We start from the raw sequence: 15,922 nt of genomic DNA on the forward strand, positions 1-15,922 counted from the left end.
ATTCAATATCTGAAAGGAATTGAACATGATCCCCTTCGGACACGTTCTCATCCGCTTCGACGCCGGCTTTCTGATACTTGCGTCGGCAGGCGGCCTGATCACCGATATCGCCGGTTCGGTTTTTGGGCGCGGCGCCGAAGCCGCACTGCTCGGCAATGCACCCGGCACGGGCAATCGTCCCACAAGACTTGCATCAACATCAGGAGAAAGAAACATGGCCACGAAATCCATGAAGAAAATCGGAGCGATCGCCACCGCGGTCGCAATCAGCCTCGCGGCCGTCGAAATCATCGGCAGCACTGTGCCAACGCTGTCGCTGGTCGGCCAGGCGCAGGCCCGTGTCGGCCAACCTTGGACGCCCCGCAGCGCCGCCGGGGTTACGCGGCGAACCACATGGCGCGTGCTCAGGCACACCACGGCCTGGGTCCCCGCCTTGCCAGCTGGCTGCGTCCGCACCACCGTCAACGGCTTCGCCGTCGGGCGTTGTGGCGGCACCTACTATCGGGCCTATCAGGGGCGCTATATCGTCGTCGTCGATTGACCCGCCCCAGACGCAGACCGCGCGCCAAGTGCCAGCCGGATCCCGTCCGCCAGATGCGCGGCGTCGCCCGGGCTCTCGAACGGCATCGCCTTGGTGGCATAGTCGATCGGCGAGAAATCGGGGTCGCCCTCATTGATGAGGGCGGCCTGCCGGCGCGCTTGGTCCATTTCGCCAAGCTGGGCGTAGCAGGCAGCAAGCCGCGTCCTGATCCAGGGCGTCGGCCGCGTCGCAAGTTCCAGCGCCTCGGCCGCCGGCCGGTAGTCGCCCATCATGTAGAGCGCCAGCGAGCGGTCGAACTGATACCAGTGCGGGATCATCGGATCGATGCGGATGGCGCGCGCCAGCCAGCCCAGCGCCTCGAACGGCCGCCCGCGCATGGTCAGCAACAGGCCCATCTGCTCGATGCAATCGGCATCGTAGGGATTGAGGTCCAGCGCAGTCCTGAGGTGGTGTTCGGCCGCCTCATGCTCGCGCATGTAGAGACGCACCAGCGACTGGATGCGATGTCCGGTCGCCTGGTCGGGCGACAGCGCCAGGCCGTTAGCGACGAGGTCACGCGCCTGGACCAGAACCGCATGACTGGCCTGTTCGAATTCGCCCTTGAGGGCGCAGGACAGGCCGAGATAGATATGGGCCAGCCCGTAGGCCGGGTCCTTGGCCACGGCCGCCTCGAAAAACGCCTTCGCGCCTTCGATGTCAGTCTGGGCGGGGTCGCGCACTAAGGCGACGCCGCGCAGCACCAGCTCGTAAGCGGCAAGGCTGGTGATCGGTTTGCGCGTCGCCTGCTGCAGGCCGGCATTGGTAACCCGCCTTGCCAACCGCCCGACAATCTCCTCGACAATGTCTTGCTGGATGGCAGAGAAACCGCTGCCGGCGGCTTGGTATCGATCGCCCCAGAGCTGGCTGGCATTGGCCGCGTCGACAAGGTTGACGGCGGCCGTTATGCGGTCTTCGTGGCGGCGCACCGAGCCCTCAACGAGATAGTCCGCCCCGATACGCGAGCGGATCAGCTGCCACTCCGATCGTGCATAGGAGGCGAAGAAGAAGCTGGAATTGCGGGCCAGCACCGTCACCGTGCCGAAGCGTGCCAGGCCGTTGATGATATCTTCGGCAAAGCCGTCGACGATTGGGTCGTCAGTCGGGTCGCCGCTTTCGTTGCGAAAGCGCAGCACCGCCACGATTGGCTGCGAACCGATTTCGGGGGCGGCCTCGACCTCCGCCGCCAGCATATATCCGCGCTTCGATACCGTCCGCACAAGATCGTTGCCCAGCAGCTTGCGGATCTCGCGGATCGACTGCGTCAGCGAATCCTCGGTGACAAAGACGTCGGGCCACACCGCATCCATGATTTCCGATTTTGGCACGACGCGGCCCATGTGCTGGGCGAGATGGGTCAACAGTGCGTAGGCTTTCGGCCTGAGGTAAGCTGGCCCGTTCGCATGGCGCAGCGTGCCCTTTCGGAGGTCCAACGTGCAGCCGCCGAATTTAAAGACCTGCTCGTCAAGCACGACTGACATCGGTGCGCTCGAAAAAAAGCCTCCTGGCCGCTTGAAGAATACTACATCTTTCCGCCGCGCACAGCTTGGTTAAAGTCAATGTCCAACCTCGGGCTCAGTGTCCTTGGGTTAGCGCCACGGTGCTAACAATAATCTCGGCGAGTAGGGGACGGCCCGGGTTCTGGCGCTGACGGCGAGAACAGGCCGGCCCCGTGAATGAATTCGCGGGCGGGTCCCGTGACTTCTGCGATTCTGCGCCACTAGGGCTAAGGCCTCTGACGACCATTTCCGCGGCGCCGCCTTCTGCGGGTCGAGCTTTTTTTTTCAAAATTCAGTTACCGGAGACGAAAGCGCTATAACGTCAGCAGAAGGAGCAATCTGTCATGACGATGATCACCTGCGAGCTTATACACGCCCTGCCGCCATCGGACCGCCGCGTCTTTAGTCGTTCCGAAGCCGCCAGCTTCGTGGGGGCTAGCGTCGGTTATTTCGACAAGCTGGTGCGTGCCGGCATCATGCCGCAGCCGCTGCCACTTCCTGGCGTCAAGCGTTGGGATGTCCGCGCGCTTGACAGGGCGCTTGACGGCTTGAGCGGGATTTCCGACTCTCAAGATTCCGACAACGAGTGGGATCGGCTCGTCCAATGAAGCGTAAGCTGCCGAAGCACGTCAAAGCCTTCATTGATCGAACCGGCCGGCCGCGGCACTACTTCAGACACACGAACATCACGTTGCCAGGTCTTCCATACTCGACAGAGTTCATGGACGTTTACAGCGCGGCATTGAAGGCGTGGGAAGCGGGAAGGGCGGCGCCAACGACCATGATCGGTGCCAATCGGATACAGCCGGGCACAATTGCGGCATTGATCCTCTCCTACTACGGCAGCGCAGATTTCAGAAATCTAGCAAAGGCGAGCCAGAAGACATATCGCAACGCACTCGAGCGCCTCCGTGTTGACTATGGCACTGGCTCGGTCGTCAAGCTCGAGCGCAAGCACGTCCTCAAGATGATGGACAAGAAGGCTGAGCACCCGGGCGCCGCCAACGAGCTGCTGAAGATGACGAAGCTACTGATGGGGCGCGCCATCGATATGGGGATGCGAAAGGACGATCCGACGCTGCGGATACGGCGCATGAAAATCAAGTCGGGTGGATTCATCACCTGGGAGGAGGAGGACATCATCGCGTTCTATGAGGCGCATGAAGAAGGCACTCGTGCCCGACTAGCTCTCGACCTTTTGCTGTTCACGGGCCAGCGACGCTCGGATGTGATCGGCATGGGTCGGCAGCACGTCAGGAACGACGTCCTGTCAATTCGGCAGCAAAAGACAGGCACGGCTGTCTCGATACCGCTTCATCCATATCTCAAAGGCATCCTCGATGCCCGACCTCATGACAACCTCACCTACCTCCTGACGCAATACGAAAAACCGTTCCAGCCGGAATCGTTCACGAACTGGTTCAGGGTCTGCGTCCGCGAAGCGGGTCTGCGCGAGGATCTGGCAAGCGGCGCCATGGGGCTTTCTCCGCACGGTCTGCGTAAGGCATGCAGCCGACGCCTCGCCCAAGCAGGCTGCACACCTCATCAGATCAGGGCGATCACCGGCCACAAAAAGCTTGATGAGATCGTTCGCTACACCGAGGCGGTCGATCAGATGCGCCTGGCGCACCAGGCGATGAACGCTATTGTCGAGCACGGAGCGGGAACGAAAACTGTCAAACCAAACAGGTCGGTTTGACAGTTTTACCCGTAAGTCATTGAAAGCGCTTGGTTGAGAAACGGCTATTCTACACTGAGCCGATACCCAATACCGCGCACGGTCTGCAGCCAGACCGGATTGGACGGATCGCGTTCGATCTTGCGGCGCAGCCGGTTGATCTGGACGTCGATCGTGCGCTCGCCGACCTCGGATTCATCGCCGACAAGCTCATGCCGCGGTATCGTCTCGCCGGCACGGGCAGCGAAGATCGCCAGGATTTCCTGCTCGCGGTCAGTCAGCTTGAGCGCCTCGCCGCCGCGCTTCAGCTCACGCCTGGCGATCTGGAACGTATAGGGGCCAAAGACCAGCTGTTCGACCTTGGGCGTTGTCGCGGGGCCGCCGCGGCGCAGGATATTGTTGATACGCAGGATCAGCTCGCGCGGGTCGAACGGTTTAGGCAGATAGTCGTCGGCGCCGGCCTCGAGCCCGGTGATCCGGCTGTCGGTTTCGGACAGTGCGGTGAGCATCAGGATCGGCACGTTTTTCTCCGCCCGCAGCGCCTTGGTGAGGTCGACGCCACTTTCACCCGGCATCATGACGTCGAGCACGATCAGATCGAAGTCGAGGCCGGCGAGCTTGCGCCGCGCCTCGCCGGAATTTCCGGCGACGGTGACGCGAAAGCCGTTTTCGGTCAGATACTGTTTCAGAAGATTGCGGATACGGGTGTCGTCGTCGATCACCAGCAGATGCGGCGCGTCGTCTTCCGGTGCTGTCGGATGATCAACCCTCTCAATGGTCTCCATGGTTTTTCCCTGACATCTTTGCGGGCACAATGTCGATCTGCGCCCTTAGTTCCGGATTTACCATCGCTTCAAGGAACCGTTCGATAACGGCGCGTTCGGTGGCTCCGAAATCTTCCAATGCAGCATGGATGCGGCGCGACTGTGGCCGCGCCAGCGCCAGCGCCAGGGCACGGCCCTTGGCCGTCGGGTAGAGTTCGCGCTGGCGGCGGTCGCGAGGGCCCTGCAATTGCACGATATGGTCGGTGTCGATCAGTTGCTTGAGCACGCGCGCCAGGCTCTGCTTGGTGATCTTGAGCACGTCGAGGAGTTCGGCGACCGTCAGCCCGGGCCGGCGATTGACGAAATGCAACACCCGGTGATGGGCACGGCCAAAACCGTAATCGGCCAGGATCTGGTCCGGATCGGAGGTAAAGTCGCGATAGGCGAAGAAGAACAACTCGATGATGGCGAAATCGATGCCGTCCTCGTCGGTGATCGCCGTCCTGATCGGTTCTGCGGCTGCGTGGCTCGTCATCTTTTCTCCGTGTGAAGCAGGAAATTATGTCAGCACTATTGACGTATTTTCCGCGCGATGGTAATTTTTGGCAAGCTTTTCGGCGGATTGCGAACGAAAAGGCAAGCGAAGCCGTTTTTTTCCGGAACTTCCTGAGTTTGCCAGACCTTAAATATCCGCCTACGCTTTGAGACAATGGCCGCCCGCAGCGGCCGAAGCGAAACACGCAACGACACAATGATGTGCGGGCTGCCGCCCGCGGGAGGTTACCATGGCATCCGTTCCCTTCGACCAACTGGACGGCTTTATCTGGATGAACGGCGAATTCGTCAAATGGGCCGACGCCAAGATCCACGTCTTGACCCACGGGCTGCACTACGCCAGCGCGGTATTCGAGGGCGAGCGCGCTTATGGCGGCGAAATTTTCAAGCTGACCGACCACACCGAACGCCTGCATGAATCGGCGCGCCTGCTTGGCTTCAAGATACCCTACTCGGTCGCCGAGATTGACGACGCCTGCCGCACGCTGTTGAAGAAGCAAGGTTTCCAGGACGCCTATGTCCGGCCGATCGCGTGGCGCGGCAGCGAACAGATGGGCGTTTCCGCACAGAACAGCCGGATCAACTGCGCCATCGCCATCTGGCAGTGGCCGAGCTATTTCGACCCGGCGCAGAAGCTCAAGGGCATCCGGCTCGACATGGCCGAATGGCGCCGCCCCGACCCGCGCACCGCACCGTCGAAATCGAAGGCGGCCGGCCTCTACATGATCTGCACCATGTCCAAGCATGCCGCCGAGGCCAAGGGCTATGCCGATGCCATGATGCTCGACTGGCGTGGCCAGGTGGCGGAAGCGACAGGCGCCAACATCTTCTTCGTCAAGGACGGCAAGATCCATACGCCCATGCCTGATTGCTTCCTCGACGGCATCACCCGCCGCACGGTCATCGACCTTGCCAAGGACCGCGGTTTGGAGGTGATCGAACGCGCCATCATGCCAGAGGAGCTTGAAGGCTTCCACCAGTGCTTCCTCACCGGGACGGCAGCCGAGGTGACGCCGGTTTCGGAGATCGGTCCGTACCGATTCGAGGTCGGCGATATCGCCAAGACATTGATGAACGACTATTCTGCGGCGGTTCAACCCAACCACGCGATTGCTGCAGAATAACGAAAGTCACAGGTTTTTTATCAAGTAGGGGCGGTTTTCGGGCCGCCCCTTTTATTTAAGCGTTTGCGCATTTGACTTTCATTCAATTCGGCGTCTCATGATGGCGTCGGCCTGGGAGGCTGGCAGCTATGGAGGGACTGGAAATATGGATATGAACACGCTTCTTCCGATCATTATTCAGGTGATTACGGGCATCATCGGTGGCCAGGCGGTGGGTGCGGCTATCAAGACTGCGGCGATGGGGCAGCTTACCAAAATCCTGGGAGGCGCTGTCGGCGGCGTCGGCGGTGCGGCCATCCTCAACAGTCTGCTGGGTGGCGCGGTCGATCCGGCAGCAGCCGCCACGGCGGCAGGGGCCGGCAGCGCGTTGAACATTTCAAATATCGTTGGCGGTGCCGGCGGCGGCGCCATCCTGACCGGCATCATCGGTGCGGTCATGAACGCGATGAAAAAATAAGCTTCGACGTTTCAGGTTTTCAAATGGGCGGCTTCGGCCGCCCATTTCGTTTGCCGTTTGCCGTTTGCCGTTTGCCGTTTGTGGAGCGGTGGACGCCGTTCGCGTGTGTCTCTACATCAGGTATGGTTGAAGGTTAGGGCTTCCTGACGCGTTCGAGGGGGCGCGCAGCGCTCCGACAGCGTGAAAGGACGAATATGGGTCAGCTCAACGCCGGCATCGTGCCGGTCACGCCGTTCCAGCAGAACTGCACCATCCTCTTCGACATGGACGACAGACAAGGCGTTGTCGTCGATCCGGGCGGTGACATCGACAAGGTGCTGGCGGCGCTCGAGGACAATGCGATCACTGCCGGCGCGATCTGGATTACGCATGGCCATATCGACCATGCCGGCGGGGCCATGGAACTGAAGGAGGCGCTCGGTATCGAGATCATCGGTCCGCATGCCGCCGACCGGCCGCTGCTCGCCAATCTCGAGAACCAGGCAAAGCGCTACGGCATCACCGATCCCGTGCGCAACTGTGTCCCCGACCGGTTCCTTGCCGAAGGCGAGACCGTTTCGTTCGGCTCACACGAGTTCGAGGTGCTCCATTGTCCGGGCCATGCACCCGGCCACGTCGTCTACTATAGCCGGGCTGCGAAGTTCGCCCATGTCGGCGACGTGCTGTTCCGCGGTTCGGTCGGCCGCACCGATCTGCCGGGCGGCAACCACGCCGCGCTGATCGCCTCGATCAAGGAGAAGCTTTTGCCGTTGGGCGACGACATCGGCTTTATCTGCGGCCATGGTCCCGGCGGCCGTTTTGGTGAGGAGCGGCGGAGCAATCCTTTTCTGGTCTGAAACCGCTTGCCGGAAACAAAAAGCTCGGCCTGTGCAACCGCGCTTTTTTCCGACGGGAAACTGCCTCCGCTAATTGGCGGTGCAGAAATGCTGTTCGCCGTCATAGCCGGTGAACGTGCCGGTACGGGCGTTGAAGCTCCGGTAGCGGTCCGAGCAGTATTCGTACCAGCCGCGGGTCCACGGCTCCGCATAGCTTTCGGCATAGGCCACTCGCGGCTGCACGTAATAACGGCGCACCGGGGCAGGCCTGTAGTATTCATCATCATAGGCCGGGTCGTAATAGCGGGGCTGCGGGCTGGCGAGCGCACCGCCGATCAGGGCACCGGCCGCAAGGCCGAGCACGCCGGCCGCAACGGCGTCGCCGTGGCCGTGGTGGCGGCGGTGATGGCGCCATTCGTCGGCATTGGCCGCGGGCAAGGTCGCAAGCGTGGTCGCAACGACCGCGGCGGACAGGATGGCAGTCTTGAAAATTCGGTTCATGTCGGTCTCCTTCGTGCCGGCCCGGGTCGTTTTCGGGGGATGCGGTTCGGCTTTAACGAAGATTAATATGCGACCGTGGCTGAACGGGGGCTGAACGAAATTTGACCAGGCGGTTCATCTAACTGGGCGGTTCAAGCGTGCGGCAAACACCGCAGGCCAGACCGGCCCACGTCCATTCTGTCCGGGGGTGGTTCAGCCGATCGACAGGTTGACGGCTTTCGGACCCTTGCCGCGCTTGTCCGGCTCGGTGTCGAATGTCACTTTCTGCCCATCCTCAAGACCGGGAAGACCCGACGCCTGCACGGCCGAAATATGGACGAAGACATCCTTTGCCCCGTCGTCCGGCGTGATGAAGCCGAAGCCCTTGGCGTGATTGAAGAATTTGACGGTGCCGGTCTGCGGCATGGGAAGCTCCTTTGATCCCACAAGTCCAGTCTCGGGCCGGCAAATGCCCGGACGGAAATTTGTCCTTTATTTTAGTGCCATCGGCAAGAGAAAGTTTTGCGGGTGCGGGCAAGCATCCCGGAACACAAAAGGCGCGACGAAAACCGCCGCGCCTTTACAGAATTCAAGTTCACTCCAAAAGCCTTGCAGCATCCTCACCCCGAAAGGACGCGCGGCACGCTGTGGTTTCAGGCAGCGCGGAGATTGACCGCTTTCGGACCCTTGCCCATACGGTCGGGCTCGACATCGAAGGTGACCTTCTGACCGTCGACGAGCGTGCGCAGCCCGGAAGCCTCGATCGCCGAGATGTGGACGAACACATCCTTGGCGCCGCCATCGGGCGTGATGAAGCCGAAGCCTTTGGTAGCGTTGAAGAATTTAACGGTGCCGGTCTGGGCCATTGGGGAAACTCCTTCACCCGTGTCAGTCTTGGTGGTTCCGCCCGCCGCCTGGCGCCGTGGGCAAGTCCCGGTGGTTGCTTCGGCAGTCATGCATTGGCGCATGGTAAAACCCCCCGCCGAAAACGGGGCTGTCAGAGATTCACAGTATCGGGGAAAGGTCGTCCAAAACGTTCCGCTCTCCGGGTCGCAAATGCCCGAACACAAAATTTATCGCACGGAAACGTGATGCTTGCAAGACACAGCCGCGGGCGGCCCCAACAGGCGCATCCCGACGCATCGCACCGATAGTCCCGGTTCTCTGCGCGGTCATCGGCCAGACTTCACCCAGGCATGGTCCAGCAAGCGGGGCAGGTGCTGTCTTGGGTTGCGCCGGCATACCGCCCTGGCTCGCCAGTTGCAAACAGGGGTTGCATCTGGCAGCGGAATGACGAGGATCGGCCTGACCCAGGCACCATTTGTGCAGGCAGGAGTTTCGAGGGAGGGAACATTCATGCGGTTTCTTGCGGCAATCTTTCCGCGGCAGGTTTTTTCCATCCTGTTCCTGTCGGCAATTCTCGCAGCCTGCACCGTCGTGGTGGATGATGAGGGGCCGGGGCCGCGCCCGCCACGGCCGGGGCCGCAATTCTGCACTAGGCAATATGACCCGGTCTGTGCCCGGCGCGGCGGCGACCGCCAGACCTTCGCCAATGCCTGCCTTGCCGAACGGGCCGGATACCGCATCATTCGCGAGGGCGAGTGCCGCGGCGGTGGTGGTGGCGGTGAGGAGCAGACATTCTGCACCCGCGAATACCGCCCAGTCTGTGCCCGTCGCCATGGCGAACTGCGCACATTCCCCAACGAATGCGAAGCCCGCGCGGCGGATTATCGCGTCGTCGATGACGGGCCCTGCTAGCGCACCGACCTACAGCCTGGCCGGATAGGCACCATCTGGGGGCCGGCGTAGAGCTCAGCGCCGTTCCCGTTGGAGATGCGCAGGCGACGCGGATCTGCGGCATCATCAGCGTGTGAAGCAGCGTTGCGGCGCGTCGGCTCAGTTGGCCGGGTTGTCGACCGGTTCGAGATTGTCTTCCGTGGTGACCCGCTCATAGGTCTCCTGATCGCTGCGGATGCGATATTGCGGCGAGCCGTCCTTGACCGGCAGCCGGCTCTTGATCTGGAACAGCTCCGCGGTCTTTTGGGCAAGGCCGGTGCGGCTCTTCATGCGGACGGTCTGGCCGACGGTGAAGATATGCGCCGGCGTGTCCGTGCGCCGCGCATTCTGCTGGAAGCGGATCATGTGACATTCTCCTGGTCGTGCCGAAGCGCTGCGTCGAGCTCGGCATGGTCAATGGCGACAAGCTGGCTGGTCGCGCTTTTCACTGTCCTTGCCGGCAGATGGATGAAAGTGGCGACGCGGCGCCAGGCAGGCCAGGACATGCCGTCGATCAGTTCTTCGTCGTGGTCGATGTCATAGTCGCCGGCCGGCTGCACGCCATCCAGCCCGCCAAGCACGAAAGGTGCCGCGAAATGCGCTATGGAATGGGTGGTGCGAGCAGACATTCTTGTGCCTCGAAGTTCTCGCTTGTGCCTTGAAGTTCTCGTGCCTTGAAGTTTCTTTCCGGCCTGCCCCGGAAGCGGAGCCTGCATTGCGGTACCAGGTGTCGGCGATTTGGATAAGTTTGGCGGGCCGAGAATCCCTGACACCGCGGGGCCAAGCATGGCCCAAAACGGTTTCATACCAATAGTCTGAAAATACGGCTTATTCAAGAAGTTTTCGGCCTCTTACCCCTACCAACGTCAAATTACTTTTCTATAGTTATCCGCAGAACGATGATACGGTCCCGGTGCACCTCAAAAATTGTTTGAAGAACTTCCGAAAAAATTCCTCCGGCATTTGTATTTATCTAGCAATGGAAGGAAGAGAGTCATGAACTCCGCAAGAACACCGGATGTCCCGACAGTAGCAGTCAGTCCTGTCGCAAAGCCGATAAAGGTCTTGTCGCCGCGTCTCACGATAAGAAGCGACGAGGCGGCAAGGCGAAGGATTGCCGACACCGACGGCACGGCGCGGCGGGCGCGCCAGCTTGCCGAAAGCAACCGCCTGATTTGACGCGCATGACGCTCAATTTTCCCAATCCCAGCCGCTCCTATGACGCGGCGGCCAAGCGCATTCGTTTCGTCGGCCATGACGGCATGCTCGAAGTCCCGTTCTTTGTCGAGGTCGCGGCACTTTCGGCGGCAAACCCGGCTGCAAGCGGAGCCGAGGCCGAATTTCTCAGCGCCTTCGACGCCAAGCGTTCGTCGATCCACGAGATTGCGCGCCAAGCCTACTCGCACGGCCGCAGGAACATGTATGTGCTGACGCCGGCCGACTTTCGGTAGGCTCCCCCGGGTTCGAAGGTTTGCTTCGTAGCGACCGCCGTCTGCTCTTGCACGCGCCGCGGCGATGGCCTAGATCCCGGCAGGCGGACAACACGGCAGGTTTCCCATCAACAGAGATCCGAGACAACCGGCAGGCGCACGTTACGGCTCAGGCGGACAGCCGCCGCTGGGGCTCGACCAGCACGTGCAGCAGGCGCTGCAGCTGCACCAGGCCGGGCGCCGGCAGGAAGCCGAGGCGCTTTACCGACAGGTGCTGGCGCAAAAGGCCAACCACCCGGCTGCTGCGCATTTCCTCGGGCTTCTGCTGCACCAGACCGGGCGCAGCGCCGAGGGGCTGGCGCTGATCGAACAATCGGTGCGTCTGCAACCGAACAATCCGGATTTCCTCAACAATCTCGGCACCGTGCTGCGCGACCTCGGCCGGGTCGCGGCCGCCGCCGATCTCTTCCGCAAGGTGGTGGCGATTCGGCCGGACCAGCTGGCGGCGCGTGACAATCTCGGCTCGTCGCTGAAGCAGCTCGGCCAATTCGAAGGCGCCGAGGATATTTATCGCGGCACGATCGGCCGTAACCCGTTCCATGTCCGCGCCCGCGTCGGGCTTGCCGAAACGCTGCAGGAAGCGGGCCGGCTGGATGAGGCACTCGCTGTTTTTCGCGAGGCGCTGACGATCCGGCCGAAGGATGCCGATCTTTTGCACGGCCTGGGTGTCGGGCTGATGGAAAAGGGCAATCTCGACGAGGCTGCGGATCTTTTCAGGCAGGCGCTGGCTGTGGACCCCGGCATGGCGAGGGCCTGGCTGATGCTTACCCAGGTCAAGCGCCAGAAGGAGCGCGACGCCGAGCTTGCCCGCATGGAGGCGGAGCACGCCAAGGCGCCGCAAGGCAGCCTGGCGCGCATGCAGCTTTCCTTCGGTCTCGGCAAGGCCAATGACGACCTCAGGGATTATGGCCGCGCTTTCGACTATTTCGCCGAAGGCAACGCGATCCGCCGCCAGGGCATCGACTACGACGCCGGCAAGACGCGCGGCGAGTTCGAGGCGATGAAGGCGGTGTTCGACAAGGCCTTTTTTGAAAGGCACAGGCCGAGCGGGATAGCCGACGACACGCCGATCTTCGTCGTCGGCATGCCGCGTTCCGGCACCACGCTGGTCGAGCAGATCATCGCCAGCCATCCGCAGGTCTATGGCGCCGGCGAGCTCAGCATATTGAAGACGGCGGTCGGCAAGCAGTTTCCGCTCAGCATGAAGGGCGGCTTTCCCTGGGGCATCGCCGACATGCCCGACAAGGCCTATGCCGAGGCCGGCCAGGCCTATCTCGACATGCTGCACGCCCGCTATCCGGGTTCTCGGCACGTCACCGACAAGATGCCCGGCAATTTCCTCTTGGTGGGCTTCATCCATTTGATGCTGCCGAAGGCCAAGATCATCCATTGCGCGCGCGATGCGGCGGCGACCTGCCTGTCGATCTACAAGGTGCACTTCCGAGGCGACAGCCATCGCTACGGCTACGATCTCGACGAGCTCGCCGATTTCCACAATCTGTACACCGACATCATGGCGCACTGGCACGCGGTGCTGCCTGATGTCGTGCACGACGTTCGCTACGAGGATTTCGTCGCCGACCAGGAAGGCCAGTCGCGGGCGCTGATCGCCCATCTCGGCCTGCCGTGGGACGACGCCGTGCTGTCGTTCCACCAGACCGACCGGCCGGTGCGAACGGCGTCGGCTGCGCAAGTGCGCCAGCCGATGTATCAGGGCTCGGTCGACCTGTGGAAGCGCTATGGCGACCGGCTGAAGCCGCTGCTCAATAAACTTGATCGAGGGGCGCCTACAGCTCGATGAAGGGCTGGAAGCCGCCGAAGATCATGCGCTTGCCGTCGAACGGCATCGTCGACCAGTCCGGCTTGAGGCGTGGGTCGGCCATCACCTTGGCCATCACCGCGTCGCGGCTCTGCCTCGATTCATAGACGACCCACGAGAAGATGACGATCTCGTCGTCCTTGGCCTGAACAGCGCGCGGGAACGAGGTGAGCTCGCCATAAGGGACGTCGTCGCCGACGCATTCGACATAGGCAAGAGCACCGTGCTCCTTCCAGACGGAACCTGCCGTCTCGGCCATTTTCTTGTAGGCTTCCAGATTGGCCTTGGGTACGGCGAGAACGAAACCATCGACATAAGACATTGGATTTCCTCCTGGTAGGTTTTCCTTCTCCGGCAAGGGGCGAAGGAAAGAATGTGCTAAGCCTTCTTCACCGGTGCGTTCATTGCCCATTCGACGCCGAACGGATCACGCATATTGCCCCAGCGGTCGCCCCAGAACATCACCTGCAACGGCACGACTTCCTCGCAGCCCGCCTCGATGGCCCGCTTCCACCAGGCGTCGATGTCGTCGCTGCCGAGATGGAGCTGCATGGTGTAGCCCTGCGGCTTCACAGCGGCCATTCCATGCTCGGGATAGAAGTCGGAAAGCATCAGGGTCGAACCGTTGATGTGGAGATGGATATGCATGGTGCGGCCCTGTTCGTCCGGCGGATAGGCAAAGACCTGCTCGGCACCGAAGGCCTTTTGGTAAAATTCTGCGGCTTTGAAAGCGCCGTCCAGCTGAAGGTAGGGCGTCAATCCGCCAAGCACTTTGGCGGCGGGCTGGGTCTGCGGCTGGTCATTCATGTCATGCTCCTCTTTGCGTCTGGTTTGCCTTTGCGAACCACAGGACGAACGGAACGGCGACGATCCTACACGGCCGATGGTTTTTTGGATTCGAAATGGCGCCTGCCGCGACGGCCAACTGCCACCTTTCAACGTTCGATGCGAATCCGCGGGCTGTTTTGCGCGTCGACGACGATTTCCGGCCAGCCAATATCTTTGCGCAGCTCGATCGGCAATGAAAGGATGGCGCGTTCGCTGCGATAACGGGCGCGAGCCGCCGAGTAAAGCGTCACGGCGTGACCTATGGATGACAGAATAGACATGATGCTTTCTCCTCGATTGGCGCCGGCATCACCGTGTCGGCAACCCAAGGACGTGGCATGCGATCATCATCCGACAGAGCGCCGGAATTTTTTTCCGCAAGCCTTCAGCCGCCGGCTTCGGCAACCTCCCGGAAGAACTCCTCCGGGCTGTCGATCTCGGTCAATCGCCGTTTCTCGATCAGCCAGAAGCGGTTGCCAACCGCGCGGATGAAGGAGCGGTCGTGCGAGGCAAGCAGGCAGCTCGCCTGATGTTCCAGCAATTCCGCTTCCAGTGCTTCCTGACCATCGATATCGAGATGATTGGTCGGCTCGTCGAGTAAATAGAAATTGGGGTTGGCGAGCCTCAGCGCCAGCATCATCAGCCGCGCCTTCTGTCCGCCCGACAGCACGCCGATCCGACGCTCCTGCATGTCGATGCTGACGCCGGCGCCCGCCAGCAGCGAGCGAGCGCGCTGCTCACCGATATCGAATCTGCGCGAGAGCATCGCCAGCGGCGTGTCGTCGCTGCTGATGCCCGACAATGCCTGGTCGCTATAGCCGAGCACGATCGACGGCGTCACCTTCACGCCTTGCGCCGCCGTTTCCGGCGCGACGATGGCATTCCGGATCAGGCCGATCAGCCGTGACTTGCCGACGCCGTTACGGCCGAGCAGGACGATGCGGTCGCCTTGGCAGATGTGGCGCTTGCCGGTCCTGAACAGAAGCGTGCCGTCAGGTGTTCCGACCACCAAATCGTCGAACGTGGTCAGCACCTTGGCATGGCTGCCGCGATTGGCGAGCTTGATCGCGCCCGCCGATCTTTCGCGGTGTGCCGGCGCTGCCGCTTCTTCCAGACGCTCTGCCCGCTGGTTGAGCTGCTTGGTCTTGACCGTCAAAAGGTCGCTGCCGGAATTGATGCCGATATTGTTGAGCTTGGCGGCCTGCCGGCGCAGCTGCTGCGCCACTTTCATGTCGCGCTGGAATTTGCGCTCGGTCGAGGCATCGACTTCGCTCAATGCGTCCCTGGCTCGTGAATAGGGCAGCGAGAATACCGGCGACTGTTCGGGGCGCAGGAACAGCGTCCGGTTGGTCGTAGCATCGAGAAAAGCGCGGTCGTGGCTGGCAATCACCAGCGGCACCTCACGTGGCAGCGCGTTCAGCCAGGTCTCGAGCTGGCTGATCTTGCCGAGATCGAGGTGATTGGTCGGCTCGTCGAGAAGCAGGACGTCGGGGTCGGTGACCCAGACGCGGGCGATCAGCGCCAGCCTTTGCCAGCCGCCGCTCAAGGCCCGCATCGGCCGCGCTCGCATCGGCTGCGGCACGTCGAGCGAGTCGAGAACCACGTCAACGCGCCATTGCTCGCTTTCGGCCTGCTCGGCCGGCAAGGCGTCGGCCACCACCTCATGAAAGCTACGTCCGGCCAAGGCTGCGGGGACGACCTGCTCGACATAACCGACGCGCAGGCCGCGCGTGCGGGTGATGTCGCCTGTGGTGGCTTCGATCTCGCCGGTCAGGCACTTCAGCAAAGTGGATTTGCCCCGACCATTGGCGGCGACGATGCCGAGCCGGTCGCCGGTGCCGATGGTGAGGTCGAGGTTGGAGAAGAGCGGCGCACTCATGGTGACGCCGAGAGACTTGAGGCTGATCAGGGCCATGTCGATTTCTCTGGTCTGTCCGGAGTGAATTCCGGTTCAATGCACTTTGACGGTGCGCAGCTGGCCATCAGGCTCGGCGTTGCAGCACCACGAAGGGCGGACCAAAAAAATCGAAGCGGGAAGAAAAACCCGGACCGTCTCTGGT

General features: G+C 61.8%; 22 protein-coding genes. 10 read left to right on the top strand and 12 right to left on the bottom strand.

What is annotated here, in order from left to right:
* Window positions 1-25 precede the first annotated feature (25 nt).
* Window positions 26-541 (top strand): hypothetical protein, encoded by a 516-nt coding sequence (locus NKI18_RS22805; protein WP_353020596.1) that lies wholly within the window; start codon window positions 26-28, stop codon window positions 539-541.
* Here the strand turns inward: NKI18_RS22805 and NKI18_RS22810 are convergent.
* On the bottom strand, window positions 520-2,058 hold the full coding sequence (locus NKI18_RS22810; RefSeq protein ID WP_353020599.1) for a winged helix-turn-helix domain-containing tetratricopeptide repeat protein: 1,539 nt from the start codon (window positions 2,056-2,058) through the stop codon (window positions 520-522). The genes NKI18_RS22805 and NKI18_RS22810 overlap by 22 nt on opposite strands.
* A 362-nt stretch (window positions 2,059-2,420) precedes the next feature.
* Here NKI18_RS22810 and NKI18_RS22815 point away from each other — a divergent pair, with 362 nt between their 5' ends.
* Complete coding sequence (locus tag NKI18_RS22815; RefSeq protein WP_353020600.1) at window positions 2,421-2,684, top strand: XRE family transcriptional regulator; 264 nt, start codon at window positions 2,421-2,423, stop codon at window positions 2,682-2,684.
* Entirely contained in the window at window positions 2,681-3,775 is a 1,095-nt protein-coding gene (locus NKI18_RS22820; protein WP_353020603.1) for a tyrosine-type recombinase/integrase, read from the top strand. Before NKI18_RS22815 ends, NKI18_RS22820 begins: the two co-directional genes overlap by 4 nt.
* A 44-nt stretch (window positions 3,776-3,819) precedes the next feature.
* Here NKI18_RS22820 and NKI18_RS22825 read toward each other — a convergent pair whose 3' ends face one another.
* Together NKI18_RS22825 and NKI18_RS22830 are read right to left on the bottom strand one after the other, a co-directional pair.
* Window positions 3,820-4,539: a response regulator gene (locus NKI18_RS22825; protein WP_352615569.1), complete on the bottom strand. Its 720-nt coding sequence runs from the start codon at window positions 4,537-4,539 to the stop codon at window positions 3,820-3,822.
* Window positions 4,526-5,053: a MarR family winged helix-turn-helix transcriptional regulator gene (locus NKI18_RS22830; protein WP_352615571.1), complete on the bottom strand. Its 528-nt coding sequence runs from the start codon at window positions 5,051-5,053 to the stop codon at window positions 4,526-4,528. Before NKI18_RS22830 ends, NKI18_RS22825 begins: the two co-directional genes overlap by 14 nt.
* Window positions 5,054-5,303: 250 nt before the next feature.
* Here NKI18_RS22830 and NKI18_RS22835 point away from each other — a divergent pair, with 250 nt between their 5' ends.
* The 3 genes from NKI18_RS22835 (at window position 5,304) to NKI18_RS22845 (ending at window position 7,490) form a co-directional block, all read left to right on the top strand.
* Entirely contained in the window at window positions 5,304-6,197 is an 894-nt protein-coding gene (locus NKI18_RS22835; RefSeq protein ID WP_352615574.1) for a branched-chain amino acid aminotransferase, read from the top strand.
* Window positions 6,198-6,342: 145 nt separating this feature from the next.
* Window positions 6,343-6,654 carry a hypothetical protein gene (locus tag NKI18_RS22840; RefSeq protein WP_352615707.1) on the top strand — a complete coding sequence of 104 codons (312 nt, stop codon included), beginning with the start codon at window positions 6,343-6,345 and terminating at the stop codon, window positions 6,652-6,654.
* Between the two features lie 194 nt (window positions 6,655-6,848).
* A complete protein-coding gene (locus NKI18_RS22845) occupies window positions 6,849-7,490 on the top strand; it encodes an MBL fold metallo-hydrolase (protein ID WP_023678411.1) in 642 nt (213 codons plus the stop codon).
* 69 nt (window positions 7,491-7,559) lie between these two features.
* Here the strand turns inward: NKI18_RS22845 and NKI18_RS22850 are convergent, their stop codons facing one another.
* From NKI18_RS22850 to NKI18_RS22860, 3 genes are all read right to left on the bottom strand, one after another.
* Window positions 7,560-7,970, bottom strand: a complete 411-nt coding sequence (locus NKI18_RS22850; RefSeq protein ID WP_023678410.1) for a BA14K family protein — start codon at window positions 7,968-7,970, stop codon at window positions 7,560-7,562.
* A 192-nt stretch (window positions 7,971-8,162) separates the two neighbouring features.
* The gene (locus NKI18_RS22855; RefSeq protein ID WP_006202521.1) at window positions 8,163-8,375 is read right to left on the bottom strand and encodes a cold-shock protein; all 213 of its coding nucleotides are present in this window, start codon (window positions 8,373-8,375) and stop codon (window positions 8,163-8,165) included.
* A gap of 227 nt (window positions 8,376-8,602) precedes the next feature.
* A complete protein-coding gene (locus tag NKI18_RS22860; RefSeq protein ID WP_006202520.1) occupies window positions 8,603-8,815 on the bottom strand; it encodes a cold-shock protein in 213 nt (70 codons plus the stop codon).
* Window positions 8,816-9,305: 490 nt separating this feature from the next.
* Here NKI18_RS22860 and NKI18_RS22865 point away from each other — a divergent pair, with 490 nt between their 5' ends.
* Window positions 9,306-9,707, top strand: a complete 402-nt coding sequence (locus NKI18_RS22865) for a Kazal-type serine protease inhibitor family protein (RefSeq protein WP_023678409.1) — start codon at window positions 9,306-9,308, stop codon at window positions 9,705-9,707.
* 138 nt (window positions 9,708-9,845) lie between these two features.
* Here NKI18_RS22865 and NKI18_RS22870 read toward each other — a convergent pair whose 3' ends face one another.
* Together NKI18_RS22870 and NKI18_RS22875 are read right to left on the bottom strand one after the other, a co-directional pair.
* Entirely contained in the window at window positions 9,846-10,091 is a 246-nt protein-coding gene (locus NKI18_RS22870; protein ID WP_023678408.1) for a hypothetical protein, read from the bottom strand.
* Window positions 10,088-10,354, bottom strand: coding sequence for a hypothetical protein (locus NKI18_RS22875; protein WP_023678407.1), 267 nt, complete (start codon window positions 10,352-10,354; stop codon window positions 10,088-10,090). The genes NKI18_RS22870 and NKI18_RS22875 overlap by 4 nt, the downstream gene beginning before the upstream one ends.
* 367 nt (window positions 10,355-10,721) lie before the next feature.
* On the opposite strand from NKI18_RS22875, the gene NKI18_RS22880 reads away from it, so the two are divergent.
* The 3 genes from NKI18_RS22880 (at window position 10,722) to NKI18_RS22890 (ending at window position 13,016) form a co-directional block, all read left to right on the top strand.
* The gene (locus NKI18_RS22880; RefSeq protein WP_023678406.1) at window positions 10,722-10,904 is read left to right on the top strand and encodes a hypothetical protein; all 183 of its coding nucleotides are present in this window, start codon (window positions 10,722-10,724) and stop codon (window positions 10,902-10,904) included.
* A 5-nt stretch (window positions 10,905-10,909) separates the two neighbouring features.
* Window positions 10,910-11,176, top strand: coding sequence for a DUF1488 family protein (locus tag NKI18_RS22885; RefSeq protein ID WP_023678405.1), 267 nt, complete (start codon window positions 10,910-10,912; stop codon window positions 11,174-11,176).
* A 184-nt stretch (window positions 11,177-11,360) separates the two neighbouring features.
* Window positions 11,361-13,016, top strand: coding sequence for a tetratricopeptide repeat-containing sulfotransferase family protein (locus tag NKI18_RS22890; protein ID WP_352615579.1), 1,656 nt, complete (start codon window positions 11,361-11,363; stop codon window positions 13,014-13,016).
* Here NKI18_RS22890 and NKI18_RS22895 read toward each other — a convergent pair.
* The 4 genes from NKI18_RS22895 to NKI18_RS22910 all read right to left on the bottom strand — a co-directional run bounded on the left by NKI18_RS22895 (window position 13,003) and on the right by NKI18_RS22910 (window position 15,777).
* On the bottom strand, window positions 13,003-13,356 hold the full coding sequence (locus NKI18_RS22895; protein ID WP_352615582.1) for a DUF1428 domain-containing protein: 354 nt from the start codon (window positions 13,354-13,356) through the stop codon (window positions 13,003-13,005). The two genes, NKI18_RS22890 and NKI18_RS22895, sit on opposite strands and share 14 nt — an antisense overlap.
* Before the next feature lie 56 nt (window positions 13,357-13,412).
* On the bottom strand, window positions 13,413-13,841 hold the full coding sequence (locus NKI18_RS22900) for a VOC family protein (RefSeq protein WP_352615584.1): 429 nt from the start codon (window positions 13,839-13,841) through the stop codon (window positions 13,413-13,415).
* 128 nt (window positions 13,842-13,969) lie between these two features.
* Entirely contained in the window at window positions 13,970-14,143 is a 174-nt protein-coding gene (locus NKI18_RS22905; protein WP_352615586.1) for a hypothetical protein, read from the bottom strand.
* Between the two features lie 104 nt (window positions 14,144-14,247).
* Entirely contained in the window at window positions 14,248-15,777 is a 1,530-nt protein-coding gene (locus NKI18_RS22910; RefSeq protein ID WP_352615588.1) for an ABC-F family ATP-binding cassette domain-containing protein, read from the bottom strand.
* Window positions 15,778-15,922: the final 145 nt, after the last annotated feature.

This window comes from Mesorhizobium sp. M0800, assembly GCF_040320095.1.
Taxonomy (GTDB): Bacteria; Pseudomonadota; Alphaproteobacteria; order Rhizobiales; family Rhizobiaceae; genus Mesorhizobium.

Excerpts from the sequence above, each read along its gene's own strand:
- NKI18_RS22905 (WP_352615586.1), bottom strand. The coding sequence starts at position 14,143 with ATGTCTATTCTGTCATCCATAGGTCACGCCGTGACGCTTTACTCGGCG.
- NKI18_RS22805 (WP_353020596.1), top strand. The coding sequence starts at position 26 with ATGATCCCCTTCGGACACGTTCTCATCCGCTTCGACGCCGGCTTTCTG.
- NKI18_RS22815 (WP_353020600.1), top strand. The coding sequence starts at position 2,421 with ATGACGATGATCACCTGCGAGCTTATACACGCCCTGCCGCCATCGGAC.
- NKI18_RS22810 (WP_353020599.1), bottom strand. The coding sequence starts at position 2,058 with ATGTCAGTCGTGCTTGACGAGCAGGTCTTTAAATTCGGCGGCTGCACG.
- NKI18_RS22820 (WP_353020603.1), top strand. The coding sequence starts at position 2,681 with ATGAAGCGTAAGCTGCCGAAGCACGTCAAAGCCTTCATTGATCGAACC.
- NKI18_RS22870 (WP_023678408.1), bottom strand. The coding sequence starts at position 10,091 with ATGATCCGCTTCCAGCAGAATGCGCGGCGCACGGACACGCCGGCGCAT.
- NKI18_RS22880 (WP_023678406.1), top strand. The coding sequence starts at position 10,722 with ATGAACTCCGCAAGAACACCGGATGTCCCGACAGTAGCAGTCAGTCCT.
- NKI18_RS22875 (WP_023678407.1), bottom strand. The coding sequence starts at position 10,354 with ATGTCTGCTCGCACCACCCATTCCATAGCGCATTTCGCGGCACCTTTC.
- NKI18_RS22900 (WP_352615584.1), bottom strand. The coding sequence starts at position 13,841 with ATGAATGACCAGCCGCAGACCCAGCCCGCCGCCAAAGTGCTTGGCGGA.
- NKI18_RS22865 (WP_023678409.1), top strand. The coding sequence starts at position 9,306 with ATGCGGTTTCTTGCGGCAATCTTTCCGCGGCAGGTTTTTTCCATCCTG.
- NKI18_RS22860 (WP_006202520.1), bottom strand. The coding sequence starts at position 8,815 with ATGGCCCAGACCGGCACCGTTAAATTCTTCAACGCTACCAAAGGCTTC.
- NKI18_RS22840 (WP_352615707.1), top strand. The coding sequence starts at position 6,343 with ATGGATATGAACACGCTTCTTCCGATCATTATTCAGGTGATTACGGGC.
- NKI18_RS22825 (WP_352615569.1), bottom strand. The coding sequence starts at position 4,539 with ATGGAGACCATTGAGAGGGTTGATCATCCGACAGCACCGGAAGACGAC.
- NKI18_RS22895 (WP_352615582.1), bottom strand. The coding sequence starts at position 13,356 with ATGTCTTATGTCGATGGTTTCGTTCTCGCCGTACCCAAGGCCAATCTG.
- NKI18_RS22855 (WP_006202521.1), bottom strand. The coding sequence starts at position 8,375 with ATGCCGCAGACCGGCACCGTCAAATTCTTCAATCACGCCAAGGGCTTC.
- NKI18_RS22845 (WP_023678411.1), top strand. The coding sequence starts at position 6,849 with ATGGGTCAGCTCAACGCCGGCATCGTGCCGGTCACGCCGTTCCAGCAG.
- NKI18_RS22910 (WP_352615588.1), bottom strand. The coding sequence starts at position 15,777 with ATGGCCCTGATCAGCCTCAAGTCTCTCGGCGTCACCATGAGTGCGCCG.
- NKI18_RS22835 (WP_352615574.1), top strand. The coding sequence starts at position 5,304 with ATGGCATCCGTTCCCTTCGACCAACTGGACGGCTTTATCTGGATGAAC.
- NKI18_RS22850 (WP_023678410.1), bottom strand. The coding sequence starts at position 7,970 with ATGAACCGAATTTTCAAGACTGCCATCCTGTCCGCCGCGGTCGTTGCG.
- NKI18_RS22830 (WP_352615571.1), bottom strand. The coding sequence starts at position 5,053 with ATGACGAGCCACGCAGCCGCAGAACCGATCAGGACGGCGATCACCGAC.
- NKI18_RS22885 (WP_023678405.1), top strand. The coding sequence starts at position 10,910 with ATGACGCTCAATTTTCCCAATCCCAGCCGCTCCTATGACGCGGCGGCC.